The following is a 22324-nucleotide window of genomic DNA, read 5'->3' on the forward strand; positions in this document are numbered from 1 at the left end:
CCCGCATGTCTCACCCGCCACATAGACTGACCATCCAGACGTACCAGGCCGGTGCCTGGGAAAGTTCGCGCGCAATCAGGGCCTCCAGCGTGATCTCGACGTACTCACCAGCGAGTTCTGCTACTACCGTGCTGCCCATGCCATCGGCCTCGACACTGTTCCTGTCGCGGGCCTGGCACTCGAATCCGGGGCAAAACCCAGCTTGTGGATGCAGCGATTCGACCGCGCGGTGACAGACGCCGGTATCGAGCGCACCGCGGTGGAGTCCATCTACTCCCTGGCCGGTATTATCGAGCCCGGCGCCTACATGGAACACACCGAGGTGATCAGGTGCCTGGTTGAATTGTGGCAGAGCGTCGGACAGGCAGATCAGGTGGATGATCTGATCGCCGAATACCTGATGAGAGATCTTTTGAACCAGATTCTGGGTAATTCGGATAATCATTGTCGAAACATGTCGATCCTGCGTACACCCGCCGGGGTCAAGCTCGCCCCTATCTATGACCTGGCGCCCATGGTCATGGACAGTGAGGGCGCTACCCGCTCCACGAAGTGGGCTGCGCCTATCGAACACCTGGGCCAGGTGGACTGGCTGCAGGCCTGTCAGGCGCTGGCCGAATGGACGAATCCCGGCGAACAGTTCGAACGGCTCAAGGCAAACGCCCGGCGACTGCTGGCGCTACCTGATCTGTTGAGCGGCTTCGGTGTGCCCGAGGTCACGCTGAACCATCCAATGATAGCCTTGCGAAACCTTCCGCAATGGTTCAGTGCCCGGGGCCTGAACTGATGGAAATGGCAGAGCGCGCAAAGCTCCTCACCGAAGTGCAGGAAAAATTGGCGACAGGCGAACTGACAATTGGAAAGGCCATCCAGAAACTCCGCAAGGAGTTCACAGGCCTGGACCAGGAGAGGTTCGCCAGCCTGTGCAAGCTTTCGACCAGGGCACTGCGCAAGCTTGAACACGACCAGGCCAACCCCACGCTTCAGACGTTGAATAGCGTATTCAAGCCTTTTGGCATGCAGGTCGGTATCGTACCCGCCCCAAAGAAACACCGCGGAGCTCGAGTTTAGTCATCAGAAAAAGGAAGGTTGTCCGGCTGGAGTTCTGAAACCCTCGCAATGCGCGGTTTCCTGATCTATGGGCCGCCTCATTATCTTCGATCGGAACGGCGAGTGGCCTATCATCTCCCCCCAGGCGGCCCGCTGGCTGTGCTAGGCCTTCCATGCCTGGAACTGCGCCAACCATGGCCTTTCAAGCCCCTGGCCTCCTAGGTAAGGGGCTCGATAAGCCATTAGCCGGACGGTACTTGGCTTTTATTAGCGCACTGGTATTTTGGCGACGCTACCGACATTACACATCATCGGAAGCCTGTCGTAGTGATGTGTCTGCGCATTTCCAATTTATATGAATACTTGGCATCGTAAACGCATTGGACAGAGCCCGGCTGTGTTCCAAGAGTTGCGCGAACTGCGCATGCTTCGCCTTGAGCACGATCGTGGATTTGGCACTGCTTCCTTGTTTGTCGTGGCGTTGGAGATGGCTTCAGGAGAGCTATACGTATACCTACCTCCTGGCAATGAGGATTTCACAAAGCTATACGGTGCGCAGCCCTGTGATACGCCGGTGTTTGGTCCCGATACGCTTCGACTGATGAGCGAGGAGGCCCATCCTGCACAACCTCCGCAGCGAGTGATGGCAGCCCATGGGAAAATCATCGAACATCAGCGGTTTGATGCACCGTGCGCCGAAAGCCTCAAACGTGAGCCAGATTCCGAGCCGTAGGATCTAACCTCCCGCAGCGCATCGATGCGTTCACCCGCCGGCTGATCAAAACAGAGGGGCGGGGTGAGCAAGCACCACCCCTTTTCTCTTTCATTTTGCACCCTGGCCTCTCGATGACTGAAACCTCTCCTGAAGAAATGATCCGCTCAGCGTTGCAGCTCTGCCATGCCCGCTTGCGCAGGCAGCATGAGCTGATCGTCGAGTTTGGTGTTCAGTCGCTCAAGCAGTCAGATATCGATAGCCTGCTGACGCTTGCCTGCAAAGTTGTCACCGGGGGCATGAAGACGCGGTTTGCCAAGGTGCTTCGCCCTAAAAATGAAAGCAAATGCTTTCTCCTCACGCACGGCATCGGCTGGGACGCTTCCGACATTGGCACTGCAACGGTGGGGAGTGATGATGAAAGCCCCGCCGGTTACGCATTCGCCAACAACCGCCCCATCATCTCCAATCACCTGGGCATGGAGCATCGGTTCCGAACCCCCTCATTGCTCAAGAAGTACGGCATTGAGCGTGCGATCAATGTGCCTATCCGGGGCGCTTCGCACATCTTGGGCGTACTCGAGGCAGACAGTGGAGACGACGAAGACTTCATCGAAAGCGATATCGTGTTCATGGAGGGCATTGCCAACATCATTGCCATGGCCCTGGAGCGCTCGACACTACAAAAGGAACCGCAGCACGACGTCCCCGAGCTGTATTCCGAGAGTGTGCTCAATGCAAGCCCTGACTGCGTGAAAATCCTGTCCCCTGAAGGCGTAGTCGAGTTCTTCAACCAGGCCGGCATGTGCCTGATGCAGATCGACAGCACGCACCAGGTGTATGGCAAACCGTGGGTCGAGCTATGGCCCGATTCATCCAAAGGCACAGTTCTGGATGCGGTAGCGCGTGTAGCCGAAGGGGAATCTGTACGGTTTGAATCCTTCTGTCCAACCGCCAAGGGGGAGCCAAAGTGGTGGGACGTTACGGCAGCGCCGATCCCAGGTGAATCGGGAACCATCGCTAAAATCATTGCAGTGTCCAGGGACATCACCGAGCGTCACAACCATGAAGTAGCGCTGGCTGCGCTCATCGAAGCGCAAAACCAGCAGCTTAGCGACAGCGGTCTACACATCGAAGAGATGCATCACCGTGTCAGCAACAGCCTGCATCTGGTTAATACCCTGTTGCTCCTGCAAGCCAATCTGGCATCGGACGAAGCGGTCAAGAACCAGCTCCAGGCGGCTGCAGGCCGAGTGGTTACCATTGCAAAGGTCCATGAGCGGCTCTACCAAAAGGCTGAAAGCGAAACCGTAAACGTCCAGGACTACCTCAAGGCTCTGCTCGACGACATTGGAAGCACCTTTGCTGACCGTCCAATCCGCCTACATGTAGCCTCGGTGGAGCTGCCCGTTGATCGGCTCGCGCCGCTGGGCCTGGTAATCTCCGAGCTGATCATCAATGCGCTGAAATATGGCAAGGGGGGCATTACCGTCAGCCTTGAAACCGCCGCGGACCATGCGTTACTCACGGTCAACGACGAGGGGGACGGGTTCCCTGATACTTATCCGAAGCCTAGCGGTACCGGACTTGGAATGCGCCTGGTAAAAAGCTATTCAGGCTACGGCAATGACGCCATCCGCGTTGATCGCACTTCACCGACAAGCTCGATTCAGGTGAAATTCAAGCTTTAAAGGCCTTTGGCCGGGTATTTCAGCGTATCCACGCGTGAGTATGCCGGCCTCTCCTGAGGCCGTGTCAGCCAAGCCTCACGGCCATCGTGATTTTGGCCGTGAAAACTTTCACTTCGTTTTCATCGTAGATATCTACCGAAACCATCTTGTCTCCCGTTGTACTCCAATCTATATCGCCGCCATTGGCAACCGCGCGAATGCCGGTCTTGGCCTTCGCCAAGTATTCCACTGTCATTCCCTTCGGAATCCACTTGGCGCCTTCTGGAACCGAGGCATCGGTCATCATTCCACCGGCCAGTTCAGCAGCGTTGCATAGCGCTATGGCATGTACCGACGCCAGATGATTCGTGATCTCCTTACGGAAGGGCACCATCACTACCGCGTGAGTTGGCCTCAACTCAACGATCTCGGGCGCGATCGTACTGAAATAGGGCGCCATCTGGCAGACCATATTGCTAAAGGCAGAAGAACCCACGCTTTGGAACATGCTCAGAGCCTGACTCATACGATCACCTTCCCATTGTTAACAGAATATCATTCGGTTTAAGAACATTATTCTGGAAACGTTCAGGTGTCAATCACTTCCGCACGCCGAATTCGAAGCCTACTATGTGAGTTTTTGGCGTGATCTGATGAACTCTCCCGACCTGCTTGACCGCGTTTTTCCTGGTAGGCGCAGCGATTTGAAGCGAGCCATCCTTAGGCAAGCCTTGCATTCGTTCAACGTGACAGGCATCGAGGCCACTACGATCGAGGACATTCGGTCCGAATGCGGGGCGAGTGTAGGAGCGATCTATCACCACTTCCAAAGCAAGGAAGGACTGGTCGCGGCGCTTTTCTATGCCGCCCTGGATGATCAGGAACGCCTTCGGGATGAATACCTCAGCGAGGCAGTGACGGTAGAGGCCGGTGTCATAGCCCTGGTGCACAGCTATGTCGATTGGGTGGATGAGCAACCAGGCTGGGCCCAATTCGTATTGCAAGCACGGTCCGTGGTGTCCACGGGGGCGCTCAAGGATGAGCTGGCCTTGAGGAACAGGCAGCGTAACAAAAAGCTGTTCATGTGGATGACCGAACGGGGCGGGGCCAGTGAACTTGCTCATATTCCCACAGAGCTTTTACCTTCCTTGATAATCGGTCAATCGGAAAGCTATTCGAGGGCCTGGCTGTCGAAGCGAGTGGAAAACAGCCCGAAGCGCTATCGAGACCTGCTTGCACGGGCGGCTTGGGATTCCATCGTCAAGCTTGAGCCACATGGTGAATGAAGCTTCACTCGAACCTCTACGGATAAGCAAAAGGCGCTCCGGTGAGGCTGCGCCAGGTAGACGCCGGCCGGGTCATCGATCACCCGACCGTGCAGCGTAGGCCGCTACCTGGAAACTGAAACCAGCCGCACGCCTTGGCAAAGTACGCGGTGTCTTTTTTGAGAGCGGCTAGGAAACCGGGAGCGATTTAAACTTCCTGGACAAGGCAGACGGTAACTCGGCGAACAGCTTCTGATATTCAAGGGAGAAATAACTGGAATGCCCGATGCCCCACCGCTCCGCCACTTCGGCGATATTCGCGCCCGGGTTCTGCTTCAAGGCGCGCCGCGCGCCATTCAAGCGCACTGCCCGCAAATACTGCACGGGTGTCATGCCAGCGACCGACTGAAAGCTGTACTGCAAGGTACGTCGTGACACCTTCAACCGCTTGCACAGCTCAATGACGCTGGGCGACGCATCAGGCGCCTCGATTAACCATTGGTGGCAGCGCTCGACGATATATTCGCGGGTGCTCGGCCTGGGCAGATCGCACCGGGCGTCGATCGTCTGCTCCAGCCATTCAGCGACCCGCATGGTCAGCCTGCGTTGAAGCTCGAGGCCGTGCTCGCTGCCACCCTCTTTCAAGAGTCGTTGAACCAGCCGGATATCCTCGGCTAACACGGCGGCTGGCAGGCGTAGCCGCTCCGGGGTAACAGTCGTCCTCAGGCGCTCAAGTATTTCTTCATCCACCAAGCCGCACAGGCTGGCCCTGGGCACTGACAGGCACAGTACATCCATGCCAGCCGGCGTCACCACTCGGTATTCGCATTCGCCGCTGCCCGGCAGCAGCGTGACGCAGCGCTCTGCGATCAGACCTGAGCTGTCCAACTGAGGCCAAGCCAGAGTCAACAGTATATGGATGGCGTCGCATGGAAAGCCTATGCGCTGAATGACCTGCTGATTGAGGCGCTCACGAAACACTTGGATGCCAGTCAGGTCCGTGACTTCCAGCCGACCCTCGAGCGGCCCGCTGCTGAGCTGATCATATTGCTGGCGCCAACCTGGCAAGGCATTGGCGTGCTCGAAAACATCGGTGGTGTGTAACGAAAGGCGCATAAGAAGGCTCGATGTAGGCGCGCTAGGAACGCGCTGGAACTAGCCAAAGTCTTTTGCAACTGCTGTGCCGGAGACTCCAGCGTGCTTCAAGCCCCACTTAGTTGTAGTTACGCCCTGTTTTGTCTCATTTTTACCAACTTCGTGCACCGCTCTGGGACAGATGCCTGGTATGCGATCTCCACCTTCATCAATTGCCACTTTGTGTTAATGCCCAGCGTTGACAGGCTCGTAAAGTCATTCCAGCCGCGGCGCCCAGGCAAGGAAACTGGCACGCACGACATATCTCTCGGCAGGGTTGAAACAGCGACGCTTTCTACATTGCCCGGAAAGACATTACTTCAAATGATTTGATACTTGAGGACCGACCATGGGTAACCTTCGCAGATTCCCCCGCTTCGTCACTGCTCCCCTGGCCCTGGCGCTAACGCTGGCGGCAGGCATGCCACAGGCCCGGGCCCACGGCGGCGCGGCTGAAATGGTCCCCTTGCAGAGTACCTTGGAAAGTTTCGGAGCTACGGTCAAGTATGATGAATACGCCAACATCTTCGTGATATCCAAGGATGGGGCCTATGTCAGAGTGAAGCCTGACAGCAAGACTGCGGTACTCAATGGAAAACGCTTTGAATTGAGTGTGCCGGTTGTATTCAGGGAGCATACTGCCTATATGTCCCATGACTTCATAAACGAAGTCTTCCAATCGGGGCTGGATAAGACCTTCGTGGTCGAAACGCGACCACACCCGCTGAACCCCCTGAGCGCGGACGAGATAACAGCAGCCGTTAGCGCTATCCGGGCCTCGGACCATGCCAAGAAAAACCTGCGCTACACCGCGATTTCCCTGCGCGAGCCGAGCAAGAGCGAAGTCTGGAACTTCGTCTATACCGGCCACGCCGTTAGCCAGGCGCGACAAGCGACCGTGGTCATGCTGGATGGCAAGCAGGTCATCGAAGCCGATGTCGACCTGGCAAGCAAAAAAGTTCTGACTTGGCAGCCCATCAAGGATGCCCATGGCATGGTCTTGCTCGACGACTTCGCTACCGTGCAGAGCGTGATCGAGCGCAGCCCGGAATACGCCCAGGCTTTATCCAGGCGCGGCATCACCGACACCGGGAAAGTCATCGCCACGCCCCTTACGGTGGGCTATTTCAATGGCAAGGATGGCCTGACCCAGGACAAGCGCCTGCTCAAGGTCGTGAGTTACCTGGACGTCGGCGATGGCAACTACTGGGCGCACCCCATCGAAAACCTGGTAGCGGTGGTAGACCTGGAGACCAAGTCAATTCTCAAGATCGAGGACGCAGGTACCCTTCCCGTTCCTATGACGCCTACTCCCTATGACGGTCGCAACCGCAAGGGCACCCCGCTCAAACCCTTGGAGATCATCGAGCCGGAAGGAAAGAACTACACCATTACAGGCAATAGCATCCATTGGCGGAACTGGGACATGCATCTGCGCCTTGATTCCCGGGTAGGCCCGATGATCTCGACCGTGACCTACAATGACCTGGGCAAGAAACGGAAGATCATGTATGAAGGCAACCTTGGCGGCATGATCGTTCCCTACGGCGACCCGGACGTGGGCTGGTATTTTAAGGCCTACCTGGACTCGGGCGACTATGGCATGGGCACCTTGACCTCCCCCATCGAGCCGGGCAAGGACGCGCCACAGAACGCCGTGCTGCTGGACGCCACCATCGCCGACTACACAGGGGCGCCGACACGGATTCCTCGCGCCATGGCCATCTTCGAGCGCTACGCTGGGCCTGAATACAAGCATCAGGAAATGGGCCGGCCCAACATCAGCACCGAGCGCCGGGAACTCGTGGTGCGCTGGATCAGCACGGTAGGCAACTATGACTACATCTTCGACTGGGTCTTCCAGGAAAACGGTGTGATTGGCATCGATGCCGGCGCCACCGGAATCGAAGCGGTCAAGGGCGTAAAGTCCACGACCATCCACGATGCTACCGCCAAGGAGGATACCCGCTACGGCACGCTGATCGACCACAACATCGTCGGCACCACCCACCAACACATCTACAACTTCCGCCTGGACATGGACGTGGACGGCGAAAACAACTCTTTGGTTGAACTCAACCCGATAGTGGCCAAGAACGACCGTGAAGGCCCCCGTACCAGCACCATGCAGATCGATCAGCAGGTCGTGAGCACCGAACGCCAGGCCGCACAGAAATTCGACCCTTCGACCATTCGGCTGCTCAGCAACCCAGGCAAGGAAAACAAGATGGGCTACCCGGTTTCCTACCAACTGATTCCCTATGCCGGAGGCACCCATCCGGTGGCCAAGGGAGCGAACTTCGGTAGCGATGAGTGGCTGTATCACCGCCTCAACTTCATGGACAAACAGATCTGGGTGACTCGCTACAGTCCCGAGGAGCGCTACCCTGAAGGCCAATACCCGAACCGTTCGGCCAAGGACGCAGGCCTGGGGCTGTACACGGCTGACAATCAGTCGATCGAAAACGCTGATGACGTCGTATGGCTGACCACTGGCACCACCCATGTCGCGCGTGCCGAGGAGTGGCCCATCATGCCGACGGAATGGGTGCACGTGCTGCTCAAGCCCTGGAACTTCTTCAATGAAACCCCGACCCTGGGCTTGAACGCCAAACCCTGAGACGACCGGTTCCGGAAGCCGTTGTGGTAGGCGCCACAGCGGCGACAGCCAGGGATCAGAAGCCGGAGCGCCGCGAAGGCATATCATCCAGGGCACCGAGGACGGCCGGGCACCAGCCTTCGACACCTGGCCGCCTCAAACTGGCCGGAGCCGCCAGAGCCACACCTTGAGCCCGCCTCACGCCAACCGCTAGAATCGCCTGCTCAGCCCACGGCCCAACGGCGGCCTTCCTCCGTTGGCGTTCAGTCCGCCTACCGGAGCCCCGATGCAGCCTACCGAACAAGCCTTACCGCTCACGCTCCCAGCGCTTGATTTCGATCACAACGCCGCCACCGCCTGGGGCCATTCATTGAGCCAGCGCTACAACGAAGCAACGCCCTTTCCGCATATCGTGTTGGACAACTTCCTGCACGAGGATCTGATCGCCAGCCTCTGTGCGCACTTCCCGGTAGAGCCTACCCACAACGAGATGCTCTATGAGCGCGGCTACAAAGGGCAAAGCAAGCGGCAGATCAGCCCGCTGGAATGCGATGCCCATCTGAAAGCCGTGTTCAACGCGTTCAATTCGGCCCCCATGCTGCTTTTCCTGGAAAGCCTCACCGGCATCCAGGGGTTGATCCCGGACCCTTATTTCACTGGCGGTGGGCTGCATGAAACCAAAAGCGGTGGCTTCCTCGGCGTGCACTCGGATTTCAGGCTGAACAAGAAGCTGAAGATCGAGCGCAGGATCAACATCATCATCTACCTCAATCAAGACTGGCGGGAGGAATACGGCGGCAACCTGGAATTGTGGAGCCCCGACATGAAAACCTGCCTGAAGAAGATCCTGCCGATCTACAACCGCTGCGTCATTTTCAATACCGACAAAGACAGCAACCATGGGCACCCGGAGCCCCTGACCACGCCCGAGCATGTGACCCGCAGGTCTATCGCGCTCTATTACTACACCTCGGGCATGACCGCGGCAGACCCGTCGCAAAGAAACAAGACGCACTACAAGCCGCGGCCCAAGGACTTGCTGAGCCTGAATTACCACCTGAACAAGCTGTTGCGCAAGAAAAACTGAAGCCGCTCGCTTGCCGGTCCGTTCATACCTTGAACCTGGCCACGAGGACATTGAAAGACGCCGCCAGCTTCGATAGCTCCGTACTGGAGGCGTTGGTCTGATGAGCCCCGGTTGCGGTCTGTGAGGAAAGCTCCTGGATGGTGGACAGATTACGGTCCACTTCACGGGTCACCTGAGCCTGTTCCTCAGCGGCCGAGGCGATCACCAGGTTCTTTTCATTGATGACCGATACCCCCTCGGTGATTTCATCCAGGGCTTCCTCCGCCTGGACGGCCTGCACCCGAGTCGTGGAGGCCAGGTTTCTACTCCTGGTCATCGCGGTGACGGCTTCCTCAGCGCCGGCGCGCATCAGGTTCATCATGTTTTCGATCTCGGCGGTGGAGGCCTGGGTGCGGTGGGCAAGGGCCCTGACTTCATCGGCCACCACAGCAAAGCCCCGCCCCTGCTCGCCGGCCCGCGCGGCCTCGATGGCGGCATTGAGGGCCAACAGGTTGGTCTGCTCCGCAATCGCGCGGATCACTTCAAGGGTTTTGGTGATGTCCTCGACCCTGGACGCGAGCACTTCCACCTTGTCGGTGGACTGGGTGATCTCGTCTGCCATGGCGCTTACTGAGGCCACCGCATTGCGTACCTGATCACGGCCCTGGGCGGCGCTACGGCTGGTTTGCTCGGAAGCTTGCGAGGTGCTGGCGGCATTACGTGCCACTTCCTCCACGGCCGAGGTCATCTCAGTGACCGCCGTGGCAGCCTGTTGGATCTCGTCATTCTGTCTTACCAGTGCCCGTGAGCTTTCCTCGGTAACCGCATTGAGCTCTTCTGAAGCAGACGCCAACTGGTCAGCCGCCTGGGCAATGTTTCGCACCGTGGTCTTGAGATTACTCTGCATGACATCCATGGCCTTGAGCAGCGAACCTATTTCATCCTTCCCGCCGCTTTCCATCGGCCGGGAAAGGTCACCGGCAGCCACCCGGTTGGCACTCTCCACCGCCCTGGCGAGCGGGCGGGTGATCGAGCGGGTAATGATCAGGCCCAGTCCGATGGCGGCAAGGAATGCGATAACCACCCCGCAGATAAGGGTCAGGTTGGCGTTGAACGAATCCGAGTCCGCACGTTGAGCCGCTTCACCACTTTGCCGATTATTGGACGCCACTATTATCTTGAGCGCATCGTTGACGGCTTTGTACGCTTGGGCCACCTGCTGTTCGAACAAACGGGTGGCACCGCTCAGGTCGCCGGCCTCGACCTGAGCGATCACCTCATTGGCCAGTCGGATGTAGACAGGCCACGCCTTCTCGAACTGTTCGCTGGCCAGGCGCTCATCATCCGCTTGCGGCGTTTGCAAATATTCCTTGAAGAGCTGCTCCACCTCCGCCTGGTTATCCTTCATGGATGCCACTGCCTCGCTATACCCGTTGGCGCTTGTCGCCATGTACTTGAACAGCAGGGCGCGGTGCAAGTCGCGGTAATGCGCCACGCTATTGGCGCGCGCGTTGCTGGCCTTGTAGATGGACACGAGGTTGTTGGAGACGATGGCGTCCAGGTTGCGACCCAGGGTACCCATGCCTGACCATCCAGTAAGGCCAACGGCCAGGGTTATCAGAGCGCAGGCCAGAAACGCCATCAGCAACCGTTGGGATAGCGGGGTATCGCGCAAAATGCTCATATCGGTAAGGTCCGCATGCTCAGGTTGGCCTGCTTACCCAGTGGTGGCACGGGTCAGTCCAGGCGTGAAGCTGTGCGCAGCACCGCGGGATTCGAGCGGGCTGCCAGCGCTCAGGGCCACTGGACTGCAAAATCGATGGCTATCGTCGAATTCGAACACCCTGTCCAGGGTTCTACGGCCCATTCGTCCAGTATGGTTCAAGCCAGCAAAAAGGACGGCGCCATTGACGAAGCGCCGGCCAATCCAGAGGTTCATCGAAGGGCAGCAACCGAACCTTACTCCTGGCAGCGCTACCTTATGGCAGCGCCGCCCAAGAAAGCGTGGGCGTAGAAGAGGAGATCTCCCACGCCCGGCTGCCTCATACTCTGAACGAGGCGATGGTACGTTGCAGGTCGTTACCCAGGCGGGCCAGCTCCGCCGTGGAAGCGGACGCCTCCTCGGAGGCTGAGGCGGACTGCTCAGCCACGTCCCGCACGTTGACGATGCTGCGGTTCACCTCGTCGGTCACCGCGCTTTGCTCTTCCACCGCGGTAGCGATCTGCTGGTTGAGCTGCTGAATGTCGGCAACGGCCTGGTAGATGGCGTCCAGGGCCGTTTCCGCTTCCTGCGCCAGGCGTACCGTACCCAGGGTGCGTTCCCGGCTGGACGTCATCATGTCGCTGGCGGTGCGGGTGCCCTCCTGCAATGCCGTGATCAGTGCGCTGATTTCCTTGGTCGATTCCTGTGTGCGCTGAGCCAACGAGCGCACCTCGTCGGCGACCACCGCGAAGCCGCGGCCTTGTTCCCCGGCGCGCGCCGCTTCGATCGCCGCGTTGAGGGCCAGCAGGTTGGTTTGCTCGGCGATCGCCTTGATCACGTCAATGACGCTGCCGATCTGGGCGCTGGACTGGCCAAGGCGCTCCATGGCTTCACCGAGTGCATCCACTTCGCTGGCCGCCAGGGTGATTTCCGCGGCGGCGCGCTTGACGGTTTCGCTGCCATGCTGGGCCTTGCTCTCGGCCAGGCTCGCCGAGCCGGAGGCCGTGGCGGTATTGCGGGCTACGTCCTGCACGGTGGCCGCCATCTCGTTGAGGGCGGTAGCAACCTGGTCGATCTCGGCGCGCTGCGCGTTGACGCCCGCACTGGTCTGCTCGCTTACGGCGGAAAGTTCTTCAGCAGCCGTGGCGATCTGGGTGATGCCGCTGGACACACCGCCTACCAGCTGTCGCAGGTTGCCGACCATCTGCTGCATGGTGGCCTGGAGTTCGCCCATTTCATCCTGGCGATCGACCTTGACCTCTACCTGCAGGTCACCACCGGCCACACGCTTGACGATAGCGCTGGTTTCACGCAGCGGTACCGTGACCTGTCGGGTGATGACGATGGCGGCCGCGATGCCGATCAGGAGGGCGAACGCCACGGCTACCAGCAGTTGAACCATCACACTGCTGCGTTCCTCCAGGGCCGTAACCGCCTGCCCTTCGATCAGGTCGTTCACCAGTTGCGCCAGTTTCTGGCTATGCTGGGCCAGCTTGGCCTCAGCATCCTGGGCAGCGCGGGTCTGCTCGATGATACCCTGGAAGAAGTTGCGGTACTGGACCACATCCTGGGCGGCACCGGTCATCTGGGCCGCGATTTCGGCATCCTCATGAGGTTGGCTGGCCTGCAGCATCTGAGTCAGAGTGTCGATGGCCTTCAAGGCCGCGACGCCCTTTTCTTCATCGGGCTGCCCCAGGTAACGCCGGTTGGCCAGGCGCGCCGCGACGATCTGGGCACGCAGTTCAGCTACGGCCTTAAGCTGCGCAGCCGACAGATCACCGTCGCTGAAGGCGGTCTCGAACATTTTCTCGAAGGTCTTGCTGACCCTGTCCGATACGGCGCTCAACTGGCCCTGAGTGGCAGCGCTGGTTTCATTCGCCTTGACCAGGGTGTCGAAGCCCGCTTTGTGCACGCGCAGCTCTTGCTGAATTTCCTTGAGCTTGACCACGTTCCGAGGCTTGGACAACAGAGCCAGACCCTTCTCAACGTCCCGGTCCAGGTTGGCCAGGCGAGTGTTCTGCTCGGCGCTTTCCTGCGAGCTGGGGCTGCGCATGTATTCGCTTTCACCGAGGCGAAGTTCGATAAGCGCGGCCTGCAGGCTACCGCTGTAGGCTGTTTTGTTCACCCGGCCGATAAAGGTATTGGCCGTAAGGTAGCCCAGGATGGACACCAGGACGACCATGCCCAGGACAAAGGCGAAGCCCAGGCCAAGTTTCTTGGCGATGGACAGGTCGCGCAGGCGTAATGAAGGGGAAGGATTCATCAGGTTACCTCGGGTGGCGCGTGAGACAGTAATGGAATGCACGCTCTATCGGCCTGGCCGCCGCTAACTCCAATGTTTTCCTGACTACAGCGACGAAGGGCGCGTCGGACTCTCCGTTACAGCGCTGGCATCACCTGCCGAGCGGGGTTTGACTTCAAGATCAAAGTGATTGGCGAGCTGACAGCAGCAAATAGCCAGCACCAAGGACGCTTCGGTTCTTCTTGCTTGAACGCGGCTCCTGGCGTAAATGAACCTAGACCAGCACTGCCACTGTGATGAACCATGAATAAAGCGCTCGCTGTACTCGCCACCGCAGCCATCCTGCTCGCTGGCTGCGATAAGGAACAATCCCCCAAGGCACCTCGCACACCGGTACCGAAAGTCGAGACGGCCTCCCAACCCGTCGACTTCGGGGCGACGGACCAGTGGCTCGGGAAATGGACCGGTGTCGAGGGGTTGAACCTGACCATCAGCGCCGATCCAGCCTCGGGGCCCGGCCACTATATCCTTCACATGCAATACGGCCTGAACACCGCCCAGGCTGGCACATTCAAAGGGCAGGCAAGCCCTGAAGGCATCGTGTTCAACCGCGAGGATGGGCCGCATTCATTGCGCGCGGGGGATGGCGAAGCCACAGGCTTGAAATGGTTGGCCGACAAGAAAACCTGCCTGATCGTCCAGCCCGGGGAAGGTTATTGCCGGTCCTGAACGAGCTTGGAAGTGAAACCGGTAAGGCATCACAGCCCTACCTTTGACTTCCTTGCTATTTCAAGCCTGCCGGAATCAGCTCAGGATCATAGCGCCCGGCTTCAGCCAGCCAGCGTCCAAAGGGCATTTCGTTGGTGACGAGCACGTCCGGAGCCTGGGCAGCCACTTCGGCGGCAATGCTTTTCCAGGTGCTGCCGCCGGGGCGCAATCCGTCGGGCCACTGCGCCACAGCCACTTTGAGTTCAGACATTACCCTCTCCAGTTTCGGTTGCGCAGCTGGCGCAAGGAGCTGCACAGGCCTGTACCTGAGCCACGTCCGCAGCCAGCAAGGTTTCGCAGCGAATCTTCAGATAGCTGTACAGCGACCGTATCGCCGGCGTGAACTGCTTGCGATGGGGGCATACGAAGTTAAGTGGGTACGGCTCGCCGGTCACCTCCGGCAATATCACCTCCAAGTGGCCCGCGCGTACGTCCTGGCATACATCCAGCCAGGATTTGTACAGTATGCCCTCGCCAGCGATTGCACAGCGCCGGATCACGTCGGCGTCATCGCTGAGCACTGGCCCGTCCACGACCACACAGTCCGGCTCCTTGTCATTGGGAAACAGCCACCGATCATAAAGCTTTCCGTTGAGGTGGAAGCGCAGGCAAGCATGGAAGGAGAGCTCCTCGATGCAGGTGGGCCGCCCATGCTGCTCCAGATAGGCAGGCGAAGCCGCCAGCACCCGTCGGTTGAGCGGCACCAGGGGCAAGGAAACGAAGTCGGCGTTCTGAACGGTGCCATAGCGCACCGCCACGTCTACCGGCGCTTTGAAGATGTCGGAAACATGGTCGGAAAGCGAGACCCTGAGCGTAACGCCGGGGTTCGTGCGCCGGAAATCGATCAGCCAGGGAAGCAAAACGTTGCGGCCGAAGTCGGACGCGCTTGCCACCTGTAGTACGCCGCGCAAGGTCGGGTCGCTGGCCTGCAAGCCTGCCTTGCCCTCGCTGAGGGTGTTCAGCACGTCCCGGGCGTAAGGCAGGTAGTGCTCGCCCTCGGCGGTCAGTCTCAGACTCCTGGTGGAGCGGGCAAACAAACGGGTATCCAGCTCGCATTCCAACCGCTTGATCGCGGCGCTGATCTGGGCTGGAAACAGATCCAACTCCCGCGCCACGGTAGAAAAGCTGTCCACGGTTGCGACGCGCACAAAAATATCCAGGTCGTTGATTCTGATCATCCACCAAGCACCCTTTGCATGGTATCCACGAAGGTTGTACGCAGCAGCCCATGTAAAACGGCAGAGGACGCTTTTTATTCCTGCCCTTGAAACGGCCCCGGTGTCGAGGCCTTCGGCGATCGTGCAGCGCCACCTTAGGGTGTAACCCCGACCGCCAAAACATAGCCCAATGGAAAAACACTGCTGCCAGCATGGCATGAATCGAGCTTAGCCAGCGAGCCCCTATTTGGCAGGCTACGAGCCAGGGCATTCGGGGTCCCGCTTCAGGCAGACAGCCCTGGGTAATCGATGTACCCCTCCGCGCCCTGGGTAAACCAGGTGGCCCTGTCTTCGGGGCGTAGTGGCAAGCCCCGTTGCAGCGCGGCAGGCAATTGAGGGTTGGCGATAAAGGGCCGGCCAAAGGCAATGGCATCGGCCAGCCCGCTGGCCAGGGCGGCCTCGGCTCGGGCGAGGTCATAGTCGGAGTTGAGAATCAGCACGCCCTTGAACGCTTCGCGCATAAGCGCCGCGCTGGGGGGATACTCCGAGACGCCGAAGGTGCCATCGGCCGGAGGCTCGCGCAGTTCCAGATGAGCGATGCCGATCTGGGACAATACCTCGGCGGCGTGGGTAAACAGGGGCAGCGGATCACTGTCACGCACCCCTTGGTCATGGCTGCTCGGCGTCAGCCTGACCCCTACCCGCTCCTTGCCGACCACCGAGGCCACGGTTTCAGTGACTTCGCGCAACAGCCGCACCCGGTTTTCTATGGAACCCCCGTAGGCGTCGGTGCGGAAATTGCCGCTGTCGCGAAGAAACTGGTCAATCAGATAGCCATTGGCAGCATGAACCTGCACGCCATCGAAGCCGGCTTCCAGAGCGTTGCGGGCCGCCTGCCTGAAATCCGCCAGCAGCGCCGGGATTTCCTCGATAGGCAGGGCGCGCGCCTGGGAATAGGGTTGCTTGCCGGCATAGGTATGCGCCAGGCCGGGGGCGGTGGTGACCGATGGCCCGATAGGCTGGGCGCCATCGAGAAAGCTCGGATGCACTACGCGCCCCATGTGCCATAGCTGAGCAATGATGCGCCCGCCCGCGGCATGCACCGCATCGGTGACCTGCTTCCATCCGCGGATCTGTTCCGCGGACCACAATCCCGTCGCATAGGCCCATCCTAGCCCCTGCTGGGTGATGCCAATGGCCTCGCTGATGATCAGGCCGGCCGAGGCCCGCTGGGCGTAGTACTGCGCCATCATGGGCGTTGGCACGTGCTCGCGGGTGCCCCTGGCGCGGGTCATCGGCGCCATCAGGATACGGTTGGGCAGCGTCAGGTTGCCGAGTTGCAGTGAGTCGAACAGCGTTGTCATGTCTTGCACTCCTTTGAAGTGACGTCGAAGCGAGAGGGGGTTATACGAGGCGGGCGCCACCGTCCACGTTGAGGGTGGCGCCATTCATGAAACCGTTGCTCATCAGGAACACCACCGCGGCGCCGGCCTGCTCGGCCGTGCCGAGTCGATGCAGGGGAAGCGAGGCCTCGACGGACGCGACGAACCCATCCTTGGCGTCACCCAACGCCTTGGCCAGGATGGGCGTATCGATCGGCCCCGGGGACAAGGTGTTGACCCGAACGGGTGCCAGCTCCAGGGCCAGGCCGCGAGCGAGGGCTTCCATCGCCGCCGAGGCAGCGGCCAGTACCGCCGTGCCGTATGCATTGGGCCGGTCTGCCAGGGAACCCGAGATGAAGGTCACCGAGCCGGTGCTGGACAGCCTGTTCCCCAGGGCCCTGAGAGCATGGATGGACGCCCAGATGCGCTCATCGAAGGCCCGGGCGAGGTAGCCAAGGTCAGCTTCGAGGGTTTTTCCCGCTACGAAGGTGCCAGCCAGCAGTACCAAGTGATCCACCTGAGGGATGTCCTCCAGGGCGCTATAGAGCTCGGCGGGCTTGGTGACATCCGCCGCGCGCCAGCCATCCAGACCATGGGTTGCCGCTGCCTGCCGTGCCCGGTCCGCGTTCGAGCCGACGACAATCACCCGCGAACCCGCGGCCTTGGCCTGGACGGCGGCGGACAGGCCGATTCCCGAGGTACCGCCAATCACGACGGTGGTGGTGCCTTGTAGCGAGGACAGGGTCTGCTGCGGAGTTTGCGAAAGCTGGCTCATGGTCATTTCCTTGAAGGCCGAAGTGGCTGGTGTGAAAACAGAGTACGTCTACAGCCCCGGGTTGATAATAGGGCTCCAGGTGGTTACTCTTGTGCCATGAAAGAACAAATTGGACTGGAACGGCTCACGGGCCTCATTGCTTTCGCACGCACCGCCTCCCTCGGCAGCTATACCGCCGCCGCCCGGGACCTGTCTGTATCGCCTTCAGCAGTCAGCAAAAGCGTGCAGCGCCTGGAAGAACACTTCGGCTTGCGTCTCTTCAGCCGAACCACGCGTTCTCTGACGCTCACGCCGGAAGGTCGGGAAATCTACGAACGGGCGTTGCGAGTGATTCGGGAGGTGGAGGAGATCGAGCAAGCCGCCGTGGCGTCGCGCGGGGAGCCTTCAGGCACCCTGAAAGTGACAGCCCCCTTGCCCATCGGGGTGAATATCCTGGCGAAGGCCTTGCCGGCCTTCCGGCAACGCTACCCCAAGCTGACGGTGGATCTGCGCCTGGGAGACCAATTTTCAGACATCATCGAGCAAGGGATAGACGTAGCCATTCGCGTTGGCAACCTGGCCGATTCCCGCCTGGTTTCCAGGCCCCTGGCGCCCCACCGAATCTGTACTTTCGCCTCACCCGATTACCTGGCCCGGAGGGGAAAGCCGGAAACCCTTGAGGACCTCGCCGAGCACGACTGCATCAATTTTCGCTACCAGAGCACGGGGCAGGCGCTGCGCTGGCCCTTCCAGGTGGGTCATCGCCTGTTGGAAATCACGCCCAATGCCAGCATGACCATAGACGTCAGTGACGCGGTCGCGGCCGTATTGGCCGCTGGCGGCGGTATCGGCATTTCGCCCACCTATGTGGCCGCGCCCTATGTAGAGCGAGGGGAATTGGTGCCGGTATTCCCTGAGTATGCCGTGGACCGATTCGTCATCACTGCCCTTTGGCCCGAAAGCCGGCGAGGCAGCCCGAATGTGAAGGCGTTTCTGGAATTCCTGCAAGAGGTGTTTCCCGCAATCACGCCCTGGGACGAAATCGTGGCTACCGCCGCGACGCCCAAGTCGCTGTAGGCGTGGCTGGACAGGCTCCTTCAGAACACAGGATAAAACTCGCATGGCGCTGAACAAGACAGGCGAAAAGGCTCTGTAGCGCCTCGCTAGCATAATGGCGAGCGCGCGCTTCGTCGTCGATCCAGAGGCCGAACGCAGACCAATGGAAAGCGCCATGAGCGATAGATGTAAGCGCATAGTCCGAACATCCTGGCATCGATGCCAGCTGTTCAATAATCCCCTTTACTTCCTCGCACACTAACGGCGGCGCGGCACGAAAGCGAACGTCTATCTGACTATAACTGGCGTGCTGCCCGACACTGTTCACTGCCCTTTTCATACATTACCTCACGTAACGCCTTTGGCCGTTCTTCGCAACGCGTTGTGGGCTTGAGCATTGACTAGCCGGACAGGCCTACACATCGATGCTCATCCAGCGCAGATCCTATTTCCCTACTCGGATGAAGAGAAGTACCTGCCAGAGCTCAAGAGCTGAACAAATAGAGCGTAAATACCTTCAGGCCAATGCATACGCGGCTTCGGGCCATCTAAATCGCTGCTGTTCAGGTGCTAATGCCCCTGCGGGCTGTATCTGATGCAATTACTCGTCAATGCTATTTCAAACCCTGCAGGCAATGAATGACGGGGTTAACTTCTTTCATCAGCGCTGCCCGAAACAGGCGACGCGGCCAGGACATATTTATGAAGAATCTGGCGATCATCATACCGCCACGGCGTTTGAACGCCGCCACGCTATCGTCCTGCATGCGGATATGGCGGAAGGAACTAAAACTAAGCGTCTATTCCGTAGGCCCTTGCCTGGAGACTACCGCAAGCGGTGACACAACCAGTATCGAGCAATTGAGCGCCCTGGACAGCCATTGCTTCGATGCGGTCGCGGTCATGGACGGTAACGGAAGCATAGACCTTATAGGTGAAAACGCTGATGTCATCGCCACCCTTCAAACATTCGATGAGGCCCGCAAGCTTATATCAGGCATAGGCCTGGGGAACTTGGCACTTGCTCGCGCCGGGTTATTGCTGGGCAAGGAGGCGGCAACCAAAGATGCCGACTATCTGCATCCGCGTCTCAAGGGTTTTGGGGTGATCTTCGTTCCCGAAGACGTTGTAGCCCTTAAATGGATCATTACCGGGTCTGGCGCCGATGTAGACGCTTTCGCGATAGCCGTCGCCGAATGGCTGCGCGACCCGCCTGAAACTTAGTCACCCATGTTCCAGACAGAGCACGCTTGTTCATTCCGCCACAACAAACGAGGAAAAATCATGAGCATTACATCACCATCTAGTATTGAGGTTGCATTGGAAGGCAAGACCATTGTTATCTTCGGTGGAACTTCAGGCATTGGCCTGGCCGCGGCGATCCAGGCGAAACAGGCCGGCGGCCAGGTTATTGTCGTCGGATATGAAGCGGCCCGGGCTGAACAGGTTGCCGCCGAGCAGGGCTTTGCAGGTTGGCGCGCAGCTGACATCACCAAAGGCGAGTCGGTGCACGCTGCTTTGCAAGATCTGGAGCGGGTCGATCACTTGGTGCTCTTGGCAGGCACCTTCGTCGCCGGTAAAACCCTCGAAGCGGACCTTGCCTATCTGCAACGTGCGTTCGAAGAACGTGTCTGGGGCGCTATCCATGCCCTCAGGGCGCTTGGCAATCGCATCTCCAACAAGGGTTCCGTGACTTTGATCTCCGGTGCCCTGGCTGACAGGCCCAACGCGTTTGGAACTTCGGTACTGGCGGCGGCCTCGGCGGCCATGGAGGCCCTGGCCCGCGGCCTGGCCCTGGAACTGGCGCCCATCAGGGTCAATGCGCTTTCCCCCGGGCCGACCAATACCCCGATCTTGGCCAAGACCCTGGGCCAGGACCGGGACGGCTATGTCGCCGCCCTTGAACAGAAGCTACCGCTGCATCGGCTCGGTCGTCCCGAAGAAGTGGGCGCGGGGGTGGTTTTCCTGATGAGCAACGGCTTCATGAATGGCGCCACCCTCAATGTGGACGGCGGCTCGCCACTGGTGTGAGCGCCGGGTACGTCCAGCGTTCATGAACACCCTCTACATCACCCGCAAGGAATGAAGATGACCACAGTAATCAAGGCGGTGCCAACGATGATCGCACTCTGCGTAGGCTCCGCCATGGCAAGTAGCCCCGTGCCTGAACATCAGACCCAGGCGCTCCTCGATGCCCTCGCCGCCGGGGGCGGCAAGCCCTTGGAGCAACTGAGCCCGCGCGAGGGGCGTGCGGTATTGACGGGAGCCCAGACGTCGGTCCAGGTCGATATGTCAGGTATCGAAGTGAGCCACAGGACCATCTCCGTCGAGGGCAAGCCCATCAAGCTGACGGTAGTGCGACCGGAAAAGGCCAAGGGAGAACTGCCGGCCTTCATGTTCTTCCACGGCGGCGGTTGGGTGCTGGGCGATTACCCCACCCATGCGCGTCTGATCCGTGACCTGGTGGTAGCCTCTGGCGCCGTAGCCGTGTACGTGGACTACACCCCCTCGCCTGAAGCGCATTACCCCACGGCCATCAACCAGGCGTACGCGGCCACTCGATGGGTGGCCAAACATGGCCAGGAGATCAATGTCGATGGTCAAAGGCTCGCTGTGGCAGGGAACAGCGTTGGCGGCAACATGGCCGCTGTAGTCAGCCTGATGGCAAAGGAAAAGACAGCGCCCAAGCTCCGCTTCCAGCTCCTGCTGTGGCCTGTCACCGATGCCAGTTTCGATACCGATTCCTACAAGCAGTACGCCGAAGGCCACTTCCTTACCCGAAACATGATGACCTGGTTCTGGGACAACTACACCACCAATCCGGCCGAGCGGGCGCAGATATACGCCTCCCCCCTCAGAGCCGACACCGAGCAGCTCAAGGGCCTGCCTCCTGCGCTCGTACAAACCGCGGGCCTGGATGTGCTGCGTGACGAAGCAGAAGCCTACGCTCGGAAACTCGACGCGGCGGGGGTACCGGTCACCGCCGTGCGCTACAACGGCATGATCCATGACTACGGCCTGCTCAACCCGCTGGCGCAGGTGCCTGAGGTCCAGGCCGCCATGCGTCAAGCGGGAGCGGAACTCCGAGCGCACCTCAACTGATGGGGTGTGGGCTCTTCGAGCGGCTACATCACTGACCGCCAGGCGCCTGTCCTGGCGAACTTGCGAAAGGCCAGACCAGGCGCTCAAGGACGCGAGCGGTCTTGGGCCTCGCCACTAGTCGCAAGCCTTAGCGCCGCGCCACTTCCTGGCTGACCGGGAATAAGCGCCGCTGCAACGCGTCTGCCTCAGGTGCCCACGCTTTAGGATCTCTCACAATGGCGAGCAAAGGTTACGCTTCACCCAAGGCGCGAACACTGGTCTTGGCGATCGCCATGGCCTGGTTGAGCCCCGTCCTGGCCGACACTGGCATGGCCTCCATGCATGACAGGGCGCCAGCGGCGGAGGCCGCACCGTCCGCCTCCCTCGCGGCTTACACCCATGACAACGCCGCGGCCATGGACAGAATGATGCAGGGCATGGACGCGCCTTCCACGGGCAACGTTGATCAGGACTTTGTCCAGGCCATGACCGCGCATCATCAGGGTGCGATCGACATGGCGGTGGCCATGCTCAAGTACGGACACGACGAACAGCTCAAGCGCATCGCCCAGGAAATCATCGTGGACCAGCAACAGGAGATCGCCGCCATGCGTCTTGCGTTGGGCCAACCGCTGCCGCCCCGCACCGAGGCACCGACCCAGATGCCGGTATCGCGCAACTGACAC

The 22324-nt window shown here is 59.8% G+C and carries 20 protein-coding genes and 2 pseudogenes; 13 read left to right on the top strand and 9 right to left on the bottom strand.

The genetic code is table 11. The annotated features are described in order from the left end of the window. Nucleotides 1-55: 55 nt before the first annotated feature. The 4 genes from BN1188_RS07990 to BN1188_RS08005 all read left to right on the top strand — a co-directional run bounded on the left by BN1188_RS07990 (nucleotide 56) and on the right by BN1188_RS08005 (nucleotide 3453). Entirely contained in the window at nucleotides 56-787 is a 732-nt protein-coding gene (locus tag BN1188_RS07990) for a HipA domain-containing protein (protein ID WP_084596175.1), read from the top strand. Then, nucleotides 787-1071, top strand: coding sequence for a helix-turn-helix domain-containing protein (locus BN1188_RS07995; protein ID WP_040260884.1), 285 nt, complete (start codon nucleotides 787-789; stop codon nucleotides 1069-1071). The genes BN1188_RS07990 and BN1188_RS07995 overlap by 1 nt, the downstream gene beginning before the upstream one ends. Nucleotides 1072-1447: 376 nt before the next feature. After that, nucleotides 1448-1783 (top strand): hypothetical protein, encoded by a 336-nt coding sequence (locus BN1188_RS08000; RefSeq protein ID WP_040260885.1) that lies wholly within the window; start codon nucleotides 1448-1450, stop codon nucleotides 1781-1783. Nucleotides 1784-1896: 113 nt separating this feature from the next. Then, nucleotides 1897-3453, top strand: a complete 1557-nt coding sequence (locus BN1188_RS08005; protein WP_040260886.1) for a sensor histidine kinase — start codon at nucleotides 1897-1899, stop codon at nucleotides 3451-3453. A gap of 64 nt (nucleotides 3454-3517) precedes the next feature. Here BN1188_RS08005 and BN1188_RS08010 read toward each other — a convergent pair whose 3' ends face one another. After that, entirely contained in the window at nucleotides 3518-3958 is a 441-nt protein-coding gene (locus BN1188_RS08010; RefSeq protein ID WP_040260887.1) for a hotdog fold domain-containing protein, read from the bottom strand. Between the two features lie 127 nt (nucleotides 3959-4085). Between BN1188_RS08010 and BN1188_RS08015 the strand changes: the two genes are divergently transcribed. Then, the gene (locus BN1188_RS08015) at nucleotides 4086-4718 is read left to right on the top strand and encodes a TetR/AcrR family transcriptional regulator (protein ID WP_040260888.1); all 633 of its coding nucleotides are present in this window, start codon (nucleotides 4086-4088) and stop codon (nucleotides 4716-4718) included. 168 nt (nucleotides 4719-4886) lie between these two features. On the opposite strand, the gene BN1188_RS08020 is transcribed toward BN1188_RS08015, so the two are convergent. After that, nucleotides 4887-5813 (bottom strand): helix-turn-helix domain-containing protein, encoded by a 927-nt coding sequence (locus tag BN1188_RS08020; RefSeq protein WP_040260889.1) that lies wholly within the window; start codon nucleotides 5811-5813, stop codon nucleotides 4887-4889. 367 nt (nucleotides 5814-6180) lie between these two features. Here BN1188_RS08020 and tynA point away from each other — a divergent pair, with 367 nt between their 5' ends. Further along, a complete protein-coding gene (gene tynA, locus BN1188_RS08025; RefSeq protein ID WP_040260890.1) occupies nucleotides 6181-8451 on the top strand; it encodes a primary-amine oxidase in 2271 nt (756 codons plus the stop codon). 265 nt (nucleotides 8452-8716) lie between these two features. After that, nucleotides 8717-9517, top strand: coding sequence for a 2OG-Fe(II) oxygenase (locus BN1188_RS08030; RefSeq protein ID WP_040260891.1), 801 nt, complete (start codon nucleotides 8717-8719; stop codon nucleotides 9515-9517). A gap of 22 nt (nucleotides 9518-9539) precedes the next feature. Here the strand turns inward: BN1188_RS08030 and BN1188_RS22445 are convergent, their stop codons facing one another. The 3 genes and pseudogenes from BN1188_RS22445 to BN1188_RS22275 form a co-directional block, all read right to left on the bottom strand. Beyond that, nucleotides 9540-11180, bottom strand: a complete 1641-nt coding sequence (locus BN1188_RS22445) for a methyl-accepting chemotaxis protein (RefSeq protein ID WP_040260892.1) — start codon at nucleotides 11178-11180, stop codon at nucleotides 9540-9542. Between the two features lie 358 nt (nucleotides 11181-11538). Beyond that, nucleotides 11539-12087, bottom strand: a pseudogene (locus tag BN1188_RS22270) (methyl-accepting chemotaxis protein); the annotation flags it as partial. A gap of 306 nt (nucleotides 12088-12393) precedes the next feature. Continuing rightward, nucleotides 12394-13461, bottom strand: a pseudogene (locus tag BN1188_RS22275) (methyl-accepting chemotaxis protein); the annotation flags it as partial. Between the two features lie 282 nt (nucleotides 13462-13743). On the opposite strand from BN1188_RS22275, the gene BN1188_RS08050 reads away from it, so the two are divergent. Then, nucleotides 13744-14169: a hypothetical protein gene (locus BN1188_RS08050; RefSeq protein WP_040260896.1), complete on the top strand. Its 426-nt coding sequence runs from the start codon at nucleotides 13744-13746 to the stop codon at nucleotides 14167-14169. Nucleotides 14170-14224: 55 nt separating this feature from the next. Here BN1188_RS08050 and BN1188_RS08055 read toward each other — a convergent pair whose 3' ends face one another. The 4 genes from BN1188_RS08055 to BN1188_RS08070 all read right to left on the bottom strand — a co-directional run bounded on the left by BN1188_RS08055 (nucleotide 14225) and on the right by BN1188_RS08070 (nucleotide 17522). Further along, nucleotides 14225-14419, bottom strand: coding sequence for a hypothetical protein (locus tag BN1188_RS08055; protein ID WP_040260897.1), 195 nt, complete (start codon nucleotides 14417-14419; stop codon nucleotides 14225-14227). After that, nucleotides 14412-15386: a LysR family transcriptional regulator gene (locus BN1188_RS08060; RefSeq protein WP_052469206.1), complete on the bottom strand. Its 975-nt coding sequence runs from the start codon at nucleotides 15384-15386 to the stop codon at nucleotides 14412-14414. Before BN1188_RS08060 ends, BN1188_RS08055 begins: the two co-directional genes overlap by 8 nt. Nucleotides 15387-15649: 263 nt before the next feature. Beyond that, nucleotides 15650-16729 (bottom strand): alkene reductase, encoded by a 1080-nt coding sequence (locus BN1188_RS08065; protein ID WP_040260898.1) that lies wholly within the window; start codon nucleotides 16727-16729, stop codon nucleotides 15650-15652. Nucleotides 16730-16769: 40 nt separating this feature from the next. Beyond that, nucleotides 16770-17522 (bottom strand): SDR family oxidoreductase, encoded by a 753-nt coding sequence (locus BN1188_RS08070; protein ID WP_088776197.1) that lies wholly within the window; start codon nucleotides 17520-17522, stop codon nucleotides 16770-16772. A gap of 96 nt (nucleotides 17523-17618) precedes the next feature. On the opposite strand from BN1188_RS08070, the gene BN1188_RS08075 reads away from it, so the two are divergent. From BN1188_RS08075 to BN1188_RS08095, 5 genes are all read left to right on the top strand, one after another. Next, entirely contained in the window at nucleotides 17619-18578 is a 960-nt protein-coding gene (locus BN1188_RS08075; RefSeq protein ID WP_040260899.1) for a LysR family transcriptional regulator, read from the top strand. A 681-nt stretch (nucleotides 18579-19259) separates the two neighbouring features. Beyond that, nucleotides 19260-19781, top strand: coding sequence for a DJ-1/PfpI family protein (locus tag BN1188_RS08080; RefSeq protein ID WP_040260900.1), 522 nt, complete (start codon nucleotides 19260-19262; stop codon nucleotides 19779-19781). A gap of 60 nt (nucleotides 19782-19841) precedes the next feature. Continuing rightward, on the top strand, nucleotides 19842-20588 hold the full coding sequence (locus tag BN1188_RS08085) for an SDR family oxidoreductase (protein WP_052469208.1): 747 nt from the start codon (nucleotides 19842-19844) through the stop codon (nucleotides 20586-20588). Between the two features lie 57 nt (nucleotides 20589-20645). Next, on the top strand, nucleotides 20646-21659 hold the full coding sequence (locus BN1188_RS08090; RefSeq protein WP_040260901.1) for an alpha/beta hydrolase: 1014 nt from the start codon (nucleotides 20646-20648) through the stop codon (nucleotides 21657-21659). A 215-nt stretch (nucleotides 21660-21874) separates the two neighbouring features. Next, nucleotides 21875-22321, top strand: a complete 447-nt coding sequence (locus BN1188_RS08095) for a DUF305 domain-containing protein (protein WP_084596177.1) — start codon at nucleotides 21875-21877, stop codon at nucleotides 22319-22321. The last annotated feature ends 3 nt before the right edge of the window (nucleotides 22322-22324 follow it).

Origin of the sequence: Pseudomonas massiliensis (genome assembly GCF_000826105.1) — a bacterium.
Taxonomy (GTDB): domain Bacteria; phylum Pseudomonadota; class Gammaproteobacteria; order Pseudomonadales; family Pseudomonadaceae; genus Aquipseudomonas; species Aquipseudomonas massiliensis.